Origin of the sequence: Saccharomonospora saliphila YIM 90502, assembly GCF_000383795.1 — a bacterium.
Taxonomy (GTDB): domain Bacteria; phylum Actinomycetota; class Actinomycetes; order Mycobacteriales; family Pseudonocardiaceae; genus Saccharomonospora; species Saccharomonospora saliphila.
The window spans coordinates 28,219-41,253 of the sequence record NZ_KB912681.1; the positions used below are offsets into that span (position 1 = coordinate 28,219).

12 protein-coding genes are annotated in these 13,035 nt (G+C 69.8%); 8 read left to right on the forward strand and 4 right to left on the reverse strand.

The window, feature by feature from the left end; translation table 11 throughout:
* Positions 1 to 165: 165 nt before the first annotated feature.
* Together SACSA_RS26180 and SACSA_RS0113605 are read left to right on the forward strand one after the other, a co-directional pair.
* Positions 166 to 402, forward strand: a complete 237-nt coding sequence (locus tag SACSA_RS26180; protein ID WP_019816462.1) for an SCO4848 family membrane protein — start codon at positions 166 to 168, stop codon at positions 400 to 402.
* 365 nt (positions 403 to 767) lie between these two features.
* Positions 768 to 2,153, forward strand: a complete 1,386-nt coding sequence (locus SACSA_RS0113605; protein WP_028661854.1) for an endo-1,4-beta-xylanase — start codon at positions 768 to 770, stop codon at positions 2,151 to 2,153.
* A gap of 81 nt (positions 2,154 to 2,234) precedes the next feature.
* Here SACSA_RS0113605 and SACSA_RS0113610 read toward each other — a convergent pair whose 3' ends face one another.
* The 4 genes from SACSA_RS0113610 to sdhC are packed head-to-tail and all read right to left on the reverse strand — an operon-like array spanning position 2,235 to position 5,695.
* The gene (locus SACSA_RS0113610) at positions 2,235 to 3,014 is read right to left on the reverse strand and encodes a succinate dehydrogenase iron-sulfur subunit (protein WP_019816464.1); all 780 of its coding nucleotides are present in this window, start codon (positions 3,012 to 3,014) and stop codon (positions 2,235 to 2,237) included.
* A gap of 1 nt (position 3,015) precedes the next feature.
* Positions 3,016 to 4,803 carry a succinate dehydrogenase flavoprotein subunit gene (sdhA, locus tag SACSA_RS0113615; protein ID WP_028661855.1) on the reverse strand — a complete coding sequence of 596 codons (1,788 nt, stop codon included), beginning with the start codon at positions 4,801 to 4,803 and terminating at the stop codon, positions 3,016 to 3,018.
* Between the two features lie 29 nt (positions 4,804 to 4,832).
* Positions 4,833 to 5,252: a succinate dehydrogenase hydrophobic membrane anchor subunit gene (locus tag SACSA_RS0113620; protein ID WP_019816466.1), complete on the reverse strand. Its 420-nt coding sequence runs from the start codon at positions 5,250 to 5,252 to the stop codon at positions 4,833 to 4,835.
* Positions 5,252 to 5,695, reverse strand: coding sequence for a succinate dehydrogenase, cytochrome b556 subunit (gene sdhC / locus SACSA_RS0113625; protein ID WP_019816467.1), 444 nt, complete (start codon positions 5,693 to 5,695; stop codon positions 5,252 to 5,254). Before sdhC ends, SACSA_RS0113620 begins: the two co-directional genes overlap by 1 nt.
* Before the next feature lie 651 nt (positions 5,696 to 6,346).
* Here sdhC and SACSA_RS0113630 point away from each other — a divergent pair.
* The 6 genes from SACSA_RS0113630 to SACSA_RS22915 all read left to right on the forward strand — a co-directional run.
* A complete protein-coding gene (locus SACSA_RS0113630; RefSeq protein ID WP_198009067.1) occupies positions 6,347 to 7,477 on the forward strand; it encodes a BMP family lipoprotein in 1,131 nt (376 codons plus the stop codon).
* 94 nt (positions 7,478 to 7,571) lie between these two features.
* Positions 7,572 to 9,194: an ABC transporter ATP-binding protein gene (locus SACSA_RS0113635; protein WP_019816469.1), complete on the forward strand. Its 1,623-nt coding sequence runs from the start codon at positions 7,572 to 7,574 to the stop codon at positions 9,192 to 9,194.
* The gene (locus tag SACSA_RS0113640; RefSeq protein WP_019816470.1) at positions 9,191 to 10,285 is read left to right on the forward strand and encodes an ABC transporter permease; all 1,095 of its coding nucleotides are present in this window, start codon (positions 9,191 to 9,193) and stop codon (positions 10,283 to 10,285) included. Before SACSA_RS0113635 ends, SACSA_RS0113640 begins: the two co-directional genes overlap by 4 nt.
* Positions 10,282 to 11,556: an ABC transporter permease gene (locus tag SACSA_RS0113645; RefSeq protein ID WP_019816471.1), complete on the forward strand. Its 1,275-nt coding sequence runs from the start codon at positions 10,282 to 10,284 to the stop codon at positions 11,554 to 11,556. Before SACSA_RS0113640 ends, SACSA_RS0113645 begins: the two co-directional genes overlap by 4 nt.
* Positions 11,556 to 11,987 (forward strand): cytidine deaminase, encoded by a 432-nt coding sequence (locus SACSA_RS0113650; protein WP_019816472.1) that lies wholly within the window; start codon positions 11,556 to 11,558, stop codon positions 11,985 to 11,987. The genes SACSA_RS0113645 and SACSA_RS0113650 overlap by 1 nt, the downstream gene beginning before the upstream one ends.
* The coding region (locus SACSA_RS22915; protein WP_048876792.1) for a thymidine phosphorylase at positions 11,984 to 13,035 on the forward strand (1,052 nt) is incomplete at its 3' end. The genes SACSA_RS0113650 and SACSA_RS22915, both read left to right, overlap by 4 nt.

Below are 13,035 nucleotides of genomic sequence, written 5' to 3' on the forward strand. Positions count from 1 at the left end.
CCGTGCCACCGGGCGGCGTCGCCGCGGTGGTGCGGGCGGCGGCGACGCCGGGCAGCCACACCGCGCCCGAGACCAGGGCACACAGCAGGGAGACGATCAGCGTTCGGCGGGGGCAGCTACGCACCCGTGCAGGCTAACGGTCGCCGCCCGTGGATACTGCGAGGTATGCGCATGTCCGCCCGGGTGTCGTGGTTCCTGCTCGCGTTCGGCGTGTGGTCCTGGCTGATCTGGATCACCTTCGCGGTGAACCTGTCGGGAAGCGACGACGCCTGGAACCCGGACGGCTCGCCGACCGCGTTCTTCGTGGTCCACGCCGTCCTCGCGGTGGTCTCCTTCATCCTCGGCACGATCATCGGCATCCTCGGCTGGCGGGGCCTGCGCGCCCGGCGCCACACGCGCTGACGGTTCCCCTCGCCCCTCTTGGCGTGTCGTCAAGGCCTCCTTTCCTGCGTTCAGCGCAGTGAAGGGGGCCTTGACGACCTGCCAAAGCGCATGCAGGCACGCGGCCGAAAGTTTCTCGAAAATGGGCGCGGCGGTGATTCTAGCGTGCTGCGTGTTGTGTTCAGTGGAACTCCTGGTTCCGGTGAGTTGACCTGGTTTTTGTTTCGATGTATTGGTCATATCAAAGACCGAAAAGTTTCGGAAAGTTCATCTTGACGTGATCTCTCGGAAACCTCCATACTTCTGCGCGGTGTTGCCCATCGCCATGATGTGATCGCGCAGCGTTGCGGCAGGACCGTGTTTTGTCCTCGACGAAAGGACCGAAGATGAGCACGGCACTATTCCGGGGGTCCGGTGGACGGCGAGCCCGATCGTGGGCCTGGACCTCGCTGGTGACGGCCACGGTCGGGGCGCTGGCGGCGGCGGGACTCGTCGCCACGGCCGGCACGGCGAGCGCGCAGTCGACGCTCGCCGACGCGGCCGAGTCCCAGGGCCGCTACTTCGGCACCGCGGTGGCCTCCGGCAGGCTCGGTGAATCCGACTACGTGGCCACCCTGGACCGCGAGTTCAACAGCGTCACGGCCGAGAACTCCATGAAGTGGGAGTCGCTGCAGCCCTCCCAGGGTTACTTCGACTTCTCCGCGGCCGACCGCATCGTCGACCACGCGCGCGGTCAGGGCATGGCCGTGCGTGGCCACACACTCGTCTGGCACTCCCAGTTGCCCGGCTGGGTGGAGTCGCTGGGCACGAACGACCTCCGCTCGGCGATGAACAACCACATCACCGAGGTGATGCAGCACTACCAGGGTGACGTCGACACCTGGGACGTGGTGAACGAGGCGTTCCAGGACGGCGGCAGCGGCGCCCGTCGCGACTCGGTGTTCCAGCGGCGCCTCGGCGACGGCTGGATCGAGGAGGCGTTCCGTACCGCGCGCTCGGTCGATCCCAACGCCACGCTCTGCTATAACGACTACAACACCGACGCCTGGAACTCGGCCAAGACCCAGGCCGTCTACGACATGGTGGCCGACTTCGTGAGCCGGGGAGTTCCGATCGACTGCGTCGGCTTCCAGGCCCACTTCAACAGCGGCAACCCGGTGCCCAACAACTACCACGAGACGTTGCAGAACTTCGCCGACCTCGGCGTCGACGTGCAGATCACCGAGCTGGACATCGCGGGCTCCGGTGAGTCACAGGCCGAGCAGTACGGCGGCGTCACGCAGGCCTGCCTGGCCGTGTCCCGCTGCACCGGCATCACTGTGTGGGGCGTGACCGACAAGTACTCGTGGCGGTCCGAGGACACCCCGCTGCTCTTCGACGGTGACTACAACGCCAAGCCCGCCTACCACGCCGTGCTGGAGACCCTCGGCGGGTCCGGCGGCGGTGGTGGCGGTGGCGGTGGCGATGACACCGCCGACTGCACGGTGACCTACTCGGAGACCGACCGGTGGGGTGACCGCTTCAACGGTCAGGTGACCGTCCGGGCGGGCGACTCGGCGATCGACTCGTGGAGCACCACCGTGACCGTGCACCCGCCGCAGAAGATCTCGGCGACCTGGAACGGCGACCCGAGCTGGGACTCCAGCGGTGACGTCATGACGATGCGCTCTCACGGCGGCCTCGCCGCCGGAGGCACGACCACCTTCGGCTTCACCGTCATGGCCAACGGCAACTGGACCACCCCGACCCTGGGCTCCTGCACCGCGTCCTGACCCCGGCCCGCCACACCCGAGACACCGAAGGCCGGCCCGGTCACCGTGGACCGGGCCGGCCTTCGGCCATGTCACCAGCGCTCAGACGCGCTTGAACAGCAGCGCGCGCTTGACCTCCTGGATGGCCTTGGTCACCTGGATGCCGCGCGGGCACGCGTCGGTGCAGTTGAACGTCGTGCGGCAGCGCCACACACCCTCGGCGTCGTTGAGGATGTCCAGCCGCTCCTCCGAACCCTCGTCGCGCGAGTCGAAGATGAACCGGTGGGCGTTGACGATCGCCGCCGGGCCGAAGTACGACCCGTCGGACCAGTACACCGGGCACGACGACGTGCAGGCCGCGCACAGGATGCACTTGGTCGTGTCGTCGAAGCGGTCCCGGTCGGCCTGCGACTGCACCCGCTCGCGCGTGGGCTCGTTGCCGTAGGCGATCAGGTACGGCTTCACCGCGCGGTAGGCCTCGAAGAAGGGCTCCATGTCGACATAGAGGTCCTTCATCGTCGGCAGTCCCTTGATCGGGGCCACCGTGACCGTCGTCTGCTTGCCCTCCTTGGCCAGCAGATCCTTGACAAGAACCTTGCACGCCAGCCGGTTGATGCCGTTGATCTGCATCGCGTCCGAGCCGCAGATGCCGTGGGCGCAGGAACGCCGGAACGCCAGCGTGCCGTCCACGTAGTTCTTGATGTTGAACAGCAGGTTGAGCACGCGGTCGGTCGGCAGCGCGGGGACGTCGTAGGACTCCCAGTGCGGCTCGTCGTCGATCTCGGGGTTGAACCGCAGGATCTTCACCGTGATGGTGACCGAACCCTCCGGCGCGGGGATCTGCGAGGTGTCGTTGACACCCTCGTACACCGTGGCAGTCATGTCAGTACTTCCGCTCCATCGGCTCGTACCTGGTGAAGGTCACCGGCTTGTAGTCCAGCCGGATGTCCGACTGGAACCCGGTCAGCCCCAGCGGGGCGTCGGGGTCCTCCGACTCCGGCAGCACCTTGTACGACATCGAGTGCCGCATGAAGTTGGTGTCGTCGCGGTCCGGGTAGTCCTCGCGGGCGTGGCCGCCGCGCGACTCCTTACGGGCCAGCGCCGCGTTCACCAGGATCTCGGCGAGGTCGAGCAGGAACCCGAGCTCGACGGCCTCCAGCAGGTCGGTGTTGTACCGCTTGCCCTTGTCCATCACCGAGATGCGTCCGTAGCGGGACTTCAGCGCCTGGACGTCGTGCAGCGCCTGCTTGAGCGTGTCCTCGGTGCGGTAGACGGCCGCGTTGGTGTCCATCGTGCGCTGCAACTCGGTGCGGATGTCGGCCACCCGCTCGCCGCCGGTGGCGGTGCGCAGATGGTTGACCATGCCCTCGACCAGCTTCGCCGGGGTCTCCGGGAGTTCGGCGAAGTCGCGGCCCTGGGCGTACTCGGCCGCGGCGATGCCGGCCCTGCGGCCGAACACGTTGATGTCCAGCAGCGAGTTCGTGCCGAGCCGGTTGGCGCCGTGCACCGACACGCAGGCCACCTCACCCGCCGCGTAGAGGCCGGGCAGCACCGTGTCGTTGTCGCGCAGGGCTTCGCCGTGCACGTTGGTCGGGATGCCGCCCATGGCGTAGTGCGCCGTCGGGTACACCGGCACCGGCTCGTGCACCGGGTCCACGCCGAGGTAGGTGCGGGCGAACTCGGTGATGTCCGGCAGCTTCGACTCCAGCACCTCGGCGCCGAGGTGCGTGCAGTCGAGGAACACGTAGTCCTTGTCCGGGCCCGCGCCCCGGCCTTCGAGCACTTCCAGCACCATCGAGCGGGCGACGATGTCACGCGGCGCGAGGTCCTTGATCGTCGGAGCGTAGCGCTCCATGAACCGCTCGCCCGACTCGTTGCGCAGGATCGCGCCCTCGCCGCGCGCGCCCTCGGTGAGCAGGATGCCCAGCCCGGCGAGGCCGGTCGGGTGGAACTGGTAGAACTCCATGTCCTCGAGCGGCAGGCCCTTGCGTGCGTAGATGCCCATGCCGTCGCCGGTGAGGGTGTGCGCGTTCGAGGTCGTCTTGAAGACCTTGCCGAACCCGCCGGTGGCGAACACGATCGACTTCGCCTGGAAGACGTGGATCTCCCCGGTCGCCAGCTCGTAGGCGATCGCCCCGGAGGCCACCGGGCCGTCGGGCGTGTCCGTCATGGCGATGTCGAGGACGTAGAACTCGTTGAAGAACTCGATCCCGTGCTTGACGCAGTTCTGGTACAGCGTCTGCAGAATCATGTGGCCGGTGCGGTCGGCCGCGTAGCACGAGCGGCGCACCGCGGCCTTGCCGTGGTCACGCGTGTGCCCGCCGAAGCGCCGCTGGTCGATGCGGCCCTCGGGGGTGCGGTTGAACGGCAGCCCCATCTTCTCCAGGTCGAGTACCGCGTCGATGGCCTCCTTGGCCATCACCTCGGCGGCGTCCTGGTCGGTGAGGTAGTCACCGCCCTTGACCGTGTCGAAGGTGTGCCACTCCCAGTTGTCCTCCTCGACGTTGGCCAGCGCGGCGCACATGCCGCCCTGCGCCGCGCCGGTGTGGGAGCGGGTGGGGTAGAGCTTGGTGAGGACCGCGGTGCGGGAGCGCTGGCCCGCTTCGATCGCCGCGCGCATGCCTGCGCCGCCCGCTCCGACGATCACCACGTCGTACTTGTGAAACTGCATGTCGTCGTCACTCTCGCGTGTGGTGGGGATCAATCGGTCGCCGGGATGTTCGGATCGAAGGTGAAGATCACCAGCGTGCCGAGCACGAGGATCACCGCCATCGACACGTAGAGCAGCATCTTCAGCCAGAAGCGCGTGCTGTCCCTGCGCGCGTAGTCGTCGATGATCGTGCGCAGCCCGTTGCCGCCGTGCAGCTGCGCCAGCCACAGCATCGACAGGTCCCACAGCTGCCAGAACGGCGACGACCAGCGTCCGGCCACGAAGGCGAAGTTGATCCGGTGCACACCGCCGTCGAGGATGTTCATGATGAACAGGTGACCGAGCACGAGCACCACGAGCAGGACACCCGAGATGCGCATGAACAGCCAGCTGTAGAGCTCGAAGTTGCTGCGCCGGGCCGCGGGCCTGCGCGGGGAACGCGGCTTGTCCACGGTGAGTGCCTCAGCCATCAGTTGCCGCCTCCGAAGAACAGCTCGCTCACGGTGCGCTCGAGCATGAAGTAGGTGCCGGGGACCATCACCAGGACCCAGACACCGATGAGCGACCACAGCATGCCGCGCTGGTACCTGGCTCCCTTGGACCAGAAGTCCACCAGGATCACGCGGATGCCGTTGAGCGCGTGGTAGAGCACCGCGCCGACCAGCGCGACCTCGAGGAGGTTGACGATCGGGGTCTTGTAGGTCTCGATCACCTCGTCGTAGGCGTTCGGGGAGACCCGGACGAGAGCGGTGTCGAGAACGTGGACGAACAGGAAGAAGAACGTGAGCACGCCGGTGATGCGGTGCAGCACCCAGGACCACATGCCCGGGTCGCCGCGGTAGAACGTACCGCTCCGACGTGAGGCGCCTGTCCGATCACTCGCAGCCGCCTCCGCGGCGGTGCTCGCGCTCATGACCGCACTCCTCCTGTCTGCGCTCCTCCCGCGCGGGGGCGCGGTCGATGCTCGACAGTCGTCGCGCGGAGTGTGCCTGACCGCACTCCTCCTGTGTGCGCTCCTCCCGCGCGGGGGCGCGGTCGATGCTCGACAGTCGTCGCGCGGAGTGTGCCTGACCGCACTCCTCCTGTGTGCGCTCCTCCCGCGCGGGGGCGCGGTCGATGCTCGACAGTCGTCGCGCGGAGTGTGGTGGACATCGGTGTACGGCCTCCAACGTCACTGATGGACTGTGCCCGGCGTACCTGCGGCTTCGCCGCTGACGCAAGCCGTCGAGCGTGGATACGAACGGATGCTAGACCCGCCTCGTTCGCCCGGTTCAACCTCGGGTTGACGTCTGTGATGGACCAGACACGAATTTGACGGCCGACGTGGCACGCGTCTCGCGGGCACGCCCCGCGCGGACCTTGACCCACGGGGTGTATCACTGAGCGTGCTCGGCTGTACGCGATGCTCACTCACTAGTGAACATTTGGGTTACGCGAGGTGGATGCCGTGTGCCACCGCGTCCCACAGAGCGGTACGGTTCGCCAATCGTCCGGCGGGTGCGCCGGACGTTTCCTCGAAGCGTGGTCCGCTCGTGGGGGCGGGAAGGGAGACACCGTGCGTCGTATGCGTGGTCCAGCGCTGGTGGCGATCGCCATGACCGGCGCGCTGACCGTGGCCGGCTGTGCCAAGGACACCGGAGACACCGGGTCCGGGCAGGCCGGAGAGGGCGGCGGCGAATGCGTGACCGCGGAGGCCCCGCCGCGTGCGGCCTCCAGCAGCAGGCAGAGCCAGGTGCCTGCCGACGTCGACGCCAGCGATCTGCGTGTCGGGCTGGCCTATGACGTCGGCGGCCGGGGTGACGCGTCGTTCAACGACGCGGCGGCCGCGGGCGCGGACCGGGCCGAGGCCGAGCTCGGTGTCGCCGAGGTCTCGGAGAGCACCGCGGTGGCCACCGAGGACGAGACCGCCAAGGCGCAGCGCCTTCAGCAGCTCGCCGACCAGGGCTTCAACCCGATCGTCGCGATCGGCTACGCCTACGCGCCCGCGCTGTCCGAGGTGGCTCCCAAGTACCCGGACACCGAGTTCGCCATCGTCGACGACGACTCGGTGGACGCGCCGAACGTGACTCCGCTGGTCTTCGCCGAGGAGGAGGGCTCCTTCCTCGTGGGTGTCGCGGCGGCCTACAAGAGCGAGAACTGCCACGTCGGCTTCGTCGGCGGGGTGAACACGCCGCTGATCCAGAAGTTCGAGGCGGGCTTCGTGCAGGGCGCCAAGGCGGTCTCGGACAACATCACCGTGGAGCGCGACTACCTCACCCCCGCGGGCGACATCTCCGGGTTCAACGACCCGGGCAAGGCCAACGTCGTCGCGAGCTCGCAGATCGACAAGGGCGCCGACGTCCTCTACCACGCCGCGGGCGCCTCGGGGAAGGGCATGTTCGAGGCGGCGGCCGCCAACGACGCGCTGGCCATCGGCGTCGACTCGGACCAGTACAAGCAGGACACCGTCTCCGACGTCAAGGACGTCATCATGACCTCCATGCTCAAGCGGGTCGACGTCGCGGTGTTCGACTACATCGCCGCCCTGGCCCAGGACGACCTCGAATCCCTGCCCGAGCGCTTCGACCTGTCGGTCGACGGCGTCGGTTACTCCACCTCCGGCGGCATGGTCGACGACATCACCGAGGAGCTGGACGGCTACAAGCAGCAGATCGTGGACGGCGAGATCGAGGTCTCGGCCACACCACAGGGCTGAGTGGCGTCCGGCGGCACACGTACTGACCTCCGGTGCCGGGTGCGACAGCCGCCGAGCGGATCGCCCGGCGGCCGACACGAGCGTTCGAGGGACGATGACCGAATCCCCACCAGCGGTCGAACTCACCGGGATCACGAAGCGGTTCCCCGGCGTGGTCGCCAACTCCGACGTGCACCTGAACGTGCGCGCGGGCGAGGTGCACGCCGTCTGTGGTGAGAACGGCGCGGGCAAATCCACCCTGATGAAGATCCTCTACGGCATGCAGCAGCCGGACGAGGGCACCATCTCCATCGACGGCGAGACCGTGCGGTTGCGCAACCCCCAGGACGCGATCGGCGCGGGCATCGGCATGGTGCACCAGCACTTCATGCTCGCCGACAACCTCACCGTGCGCGAGAACGTGCTGCTGGGGGCGGAGGCGAGGCACGGCCTCGGCAGGGCCGCGCGGGCCCGCATGGCCGAGCTGGCCGAGAGCACCGGACCGCGCGCGAACCTCGACACCCTCGTCGAGGCGCTCGGGGTCGCCGACCGGCAGCGGGTCGAGATCGTGAAGGTGCTCTACCGGGGCGCGCGCATCGTCATCCTCGACGAGCCGACGGCCGTGCTCGTGCCACAGGAGGTCGAGGCGCTGTTCGACACCGTGCGCGGCATGACCGCCCGCGGCTACACCTTCCTGTTCATCTCGCACAAGCTCGACGAGGTACGCCGGATCGCCGACCGCGCCACGGTGATCCGGCGGGGCACCACGGTCGGCACCGTCGACCCCGGAACCGTCAGCTCCCGCGAACTCGCCGAGATGATGGTCGGCTCGGCGTTGCCCAGCCCGGAGACCGAGGAATCCACGGTCACCGACCGGCCCGTGCTGCGGGTCACCGGACTCGGCCTCACCGCCGACGACTCGGACCGGGCCGTGCTCGACGACGTCTCGTTCACGGTCCGGTCCGGCGAGGTGCTCGGCATCGCCGGGGTCGAGGGCAACGGCCAGACCGAGCTGGTCGAGACGATCATGGGCATGCGCGCGGCGGCGTCCGGCACCGTTGAACTCGTCGGAGCCGACGGTGACGTCCGCGACCTCACCCGGCTCGGCACGCTGGCGCGGCGCGAGGCCGGGATCGGCTACATCGCCGAGGACCGCACCCGGCACGGTCTGCTGCGGAACCGGTCCCTGTGGGTCAACCGCATCCTCGGCCACCAGACACGGCGGCCGGTGTCGAACGGCCGCGTGCTCGACCCCGCCGCCGCGCGGGCGGACACCCGCCGCATCGTGGCCGAGTACGACGTGCGCACCCCCGGGGTTGAGGTCGCTGCCGGGGCCCTGTCCGGGGGCAACCAGCAGAAGCTCGTCGTGGGCAGGGAGCTCTCCGGCGACCCGGCGTTGCTGGTGGCCGCGCATCCCACCCGGGGAGTGGACGTCGGCGCCCAGGCGCTGATCTGGGACCGCATCCGGGCCGCGCGGCGCGCGGGGCTGGCGGTGCTGCTGGTCTCGGCCGACCTGGACGAACTGATCGGGCTGTCGGACACCATCCGGGTGATGCTGCGTGGCAGGCTGGTCGGCGAGGCCGATCCCGCCACGGTCACCCCCACCGAACTCGGCTCCGCCATGACCGGCGCTGGGGACGACACCGCCGGGACGCACACCGGCGGCGGCGACCCGGGTGCCGTCCGGGACGGCCGTGGGAGTGGTCCCGCCGACGGCGGAAGCGGGGTCCACGCATGAATTCCTGGCGCACAGCGCTGCTCCCACCCGCCCTGGCGATCGTGTTCGCCATGGCCCTGTCGTCGGTCGCGCTGCTGATCTCCGGCGCCGACCCGCTCCACGCGTTCGCCACGATGGGTGCCCAGCTCGGCGAGGGCACCACGGCGGTCGACACGGTGAACCTGGCCACCGTGTACTACCTCGCGGGCCTGGCCGTGGCCGTCGGCTTCCAGATGAACCTGTTCAACATCGGGGTCGAGGGTCAGTACCGGTTCGCGGCCGTGGTCGCCGCCATCGCCGGAGCCGCGCTGACCCTTCCTCCGGTGCTGCACGTGCTCGCCATCCTCGCGATCGCCATGCTCGCCGGCGCGTTCTACGCGCTGCTGCCCGCGATCCTCAAGGTCACCCGGGGCGTGCACGAGGTCATCACCACGATCATGCTGAACTCGATCGTGTTCGGCATCGTGGCCTACCTGATCAGCCCCGACCAGTTCGGCGTTCTGCGCGGCAACAACGTCAGCACCGCCGAGATCGCCCCGAGCGGCTGGATTCCCGGTATCGGCTTCGGCGACTCCGGGACCGTGTTCGGCGCGGTGTTCCTCGCCGCGGCGCTCGGGGGTGGCTACTGGTTCCTGCTCAACCGCACCCGGTTCGGCTTCGAACTCCAGGCCAGCGGCGAGTCGCCGAGCGCGGCCGCAGCGGGCGGGGTGGACGCCAAGCGGATGACGCTGGTGGCGATGCTGCTCTCCGGCGCGGTGGCCGGGCTCATCGCGATGCCGGAGCTGCTCGGCCGCGACCACGTCTACGCCATCACGGCGACCCAGGGCTACGGCTTCACCGGCATCGCGGTCGCGCTGCTCGGCCGCAACCACCCCGCCGGGATCGCCCTCGGCGCGCTGCTCTGGGCGTTCCTGGACAAGTCGGCCGTGTCGCTCGAAGGCATCGGCGTCCCCCGCGAGATCGCCACGATCATCCAGGGCACGATCGTGCTCTCGGTCGTGGTGGCCTACGAGGTGGTCAAGCGTGCCGAGCTCACCGCCGAACAGCGCCGGGTCGGACGGCAGTCCCGGAACGGCGGGCCCGCGAGCGTCAGTGAGGGAGGTGCGGTGTGAGCACCACGGTGGAGACCGGCTCGCCGGGTGAGGTGCAGGCACAGCCCCCGCGGCAGCGGCGCCCCCTGCCGGGCTGGGCCCGGGGCGCGCTCTGGGGCCTCGTCGCGATTACGGTGCTGTCGACGACGTCCTACCTGACCGGTATCGACACGCTGACCTCGAGCAACACCGCGCAGAACGCGCTGCGGCTCGCGTTGCCGATCCTGTGCGCGGCGCTGGGCGGGCTGTGGGCCGAGCGATCCGGCATCATCAACATCGGCCTCGAAGGCATGATGATCCTCGGTACCTGGGGCGCGGCCTGGGGTGCCTACCACGGCGGCGTGTGGGCGGGCCTGCTCGCCGCGATCGTGTTCGGCGGGCTCGGCGGGCTGCTGCACGCGGTCGCCACGGTGACCTTCGGGGTGAACCACATCGTCTCCGGCGTGGCGATCAACCTGCTTGGGCTCGGCGTGGCCAAGTACCTCGCCGACCTGGTGTTCGAGCCGTTGTCGGGCAATCCGCGTCAGTCGCCGCCCGTGCCCAAGTTCGACACCTACTCCGCGACCTTCCTCGGCGACTGGCTCGGCGAGCTGGAGGCGGCCAAGCGGGTGGGTGTCTCCGACGCGGCGGGCCTGCTGCGCGGACTTCTCACCCAGGTGTCGCCGCTGGCGATGTTCGCGCTGCTGCTGGTACCGGTGAGCTATCTGGTGCTCTGGCGTACCCGCTTCGGCCTGCGGCTGCGGTCCTGCGGGGAGAACCCGGTGGCCGCCGAATCGCTCGGCGTCAACGTCTACCTGCACAAGTACGTGGCCCTGCTGATCTCGGGCGGGTTCGCCGGGATGGGCGGCGCGGCGCTGGTGTTGTTGCCGGGTGGCGCGGACTACCTGGAGAACCAGACCAACGGGCGCGGCTACATCGGGCTCGCCGCCATGATCTTCGGCAACTGGCGGCCCGGCGGGTTGCTGGGCGGTGCGGCGCTGTTCGGCTACGCGGACGGATTGCAGCTCTCCGGCGGCGGGGAGGCCGTGCTCGCGCTGTGCTACGGCGTGGTGTTGCTGCTCGCCGTGCTGGTCGTGGTGCAGCTCTGGCGGCGGCGGTGGCTGGCGGCGGGCCTGGCGGCGGCCGGCGCGCTCGTGCTCTACGTCGTCTACTGGACCAACGACGAGCTGCCGCGCGAGCTGATCCCCTACACCCCGCACTTCGTGACGATTGTCGTGCTGGCCGTGGCCGCCCAACGGCTCCGGCCGCCCAAGGCGCTGGCCATGCGCTACCGCAGAGGGGAGGGCGACTGATGACCGCGCCACCCGGAGCCGACCGGGCCGGGACGCCTCCGGAGGAGGTGGACTGGGACCGGCTGCGCGCGGAGGCCACCGCCGCGGCCGAGTACGCCTACGCCCCGTACTCGGGCCTCGCGGTGGGCGCGGCCGCGCTGACCGACGACGGGCGCGTGATCACCGGCTGCAACGTGGAGAACGCCTCCTACGGGCTGAGCGCGTGCGCCGAGGTCACGTTGTCCGGGCAGCTCCGCCTCACCGGAGGCGGCCGGTTCGCCGCCGTGGCGTGCCGTTCCGGTGCGGGGGAGCTGCTCATGCCGTGCGGCCGGTGCAGGCAGGTCCTCGTCGAACTGGGCGGGCCGGATTGCCTGGTGGACACCCCGCGCGGCCCCCGGCCGATGAGCGAGGTGCTGCCCGACGCGTTCGGAGGAGAGGACCTGCCGTCGTGAGTGCCGAGCCGTTCGCCACCGTCGACGTGCTGCGCGCCAAGCGGGACGGACGGCGGCTGTCCGACGCCGAGATCGACTGGGTGGTCTCGGCCTACACGCGGGGCGTGGTCGCCGAGGAGCAGATGGCCGCACTCGCCATGGCGATCTTCCTGCGGGGGATGGACGCCGCCGAGACCGCCCGCTGGACGGGTGCGATGCTCGACTCGGGCGAGCGGTTGCGGCTGGGCGGTGACCGGCCCACCGTGGACAAGCACTCCACCGGCGGGGTCGGTGACAAGATCACGCTGCCGTTGGCGCCGCTCGTCGCGGCGTGCGGCGCCGCCGTGCCGCAGATGTCCGGCCGCGGCCTCGGGCACACCGGCGGCACCCTCGACAAGCTGGAGTCGATCCCGGGTTGGCGGGCCGAGCTGTCCATCGCCGACATCGACCGCCAACTCGCCGAGGTCGGCGCGGTGGTGTGCGCCGCGACCCCCACGCTGGCCCCGGCCGACCGCAAGCTGTACGCGCTGCGCGACGTCACCGCGACCGTCGAATCGATCCCGCTCATCGCCAGCTCGATCATGAGCAAGAAGATCGCCGAAGGGGCGCGGGGCCTGGTGCTCGACGTCAAGTCCGGGTCCGGGGCGTTCATGAAGACCCCCGACCGGGCGCGGGAGCTGGCCCGCGCGCTCGTGGACATCGGCACGGCCCACGGTGTCACCACCACCGCGCTGCTCACCGCGATGGACACCCCCCTTGGCTGCGCCGTGGGCAACGCCGTCGAGGTCGCCGAGGCCGTCGACGTGCTCACCGGTGGCGGGCCGCCCGACGTGGTCGAGCTGACGCTCGCGCTGGCGCGCGAGATGCTCGACGTCGCCGGACTGCCCGAGGCCGATCCCGAAGCCGCGCTGAGTTCGGGCCGGGCGTACGAGACGTGGTGCCGCATGATCCGTGCCCAGGGCGGCGACCCGGACGCGCCGCTTCCGCGCCCGGCGCACGTGCACGTGGTCACGGCCGCCGAACCGGGGATACTCGCCCGGCTGGACGCCTACGCCGTCGGCACGGCGGC

Bases quoted from the DNA above. Each gene is read 5' to 3' on its own strand.
- SACSA_RS0113635 (WP_019816469.1), top strand. From the start codon at position 7,572: ATGACCGAATCCCCACCAGCGGTCGAACTCACCGGGATCACGAAGCGG.
- SACSA_RS0113610 (WP_019816464.1), bottom strand. From the start codon at position 3,014: ATGACTGCCACGGTGTACGAGGGTGTCAACGACACCTCGCAGATCCCC.
- SACSA_RS26180 (WP_019816462.1), top strand. From the start codon at position 166: ATGCGCATGTCCGCCCGGGTGTCGTGGTTCCTGCTCGCGTTCGGCGTG.
- SACSA_RS0113640 (WP_019816470.1), top strand. From the start codon at position 9,191: ATGAATTCCTGGCGCACAGCGCTGCTCCCACCCGCCCTGGCGATCGTG.
- sdhA (WP_028661855.1), bottom strand. From the start codon at position 4,803: ATGCAGTTTCACAAGTACGACGTGGTGATCGTCGGAGCGGGCGGCGCA.
- sdhC (WP_019816467.1), bottom strand. From the start codon at position 5,695: ATGAGCGCGAGCACCGCCGCGGAGGCGGCTGCGAGTGATCGGACAGGC.
- SACSA_RS0113620 (WP_019816466.1), bottom strand. From the start codon at position 5,252: ATGGCTGAGGCACTCACCGTGGACAAGCCGCGTTCCCCGCGCAGGCCC.
- SACSA_RS0113630 (WP_198009067.1), top strand. From the start codon at position 6,347: ATGCGTGGTCCAGCGCTGGTGGCGATCGCCATGACCGGCGCGCTGACC.
- SACSA_RS0113650 (WP_019816472.1), top strand. From the start codon at position 11,556: ATGACCGCGCCACCCGGAGCCGACCGGGCCGGGACGCCTCCGGAGGAG.
- SACSA_RS0113605 (WP_028661854.1), top strand. From the start codon at position 768: ATGAGCACGGCACTATTCCGGGGGTCCGGTGGACGGCGAGCCCGATCG.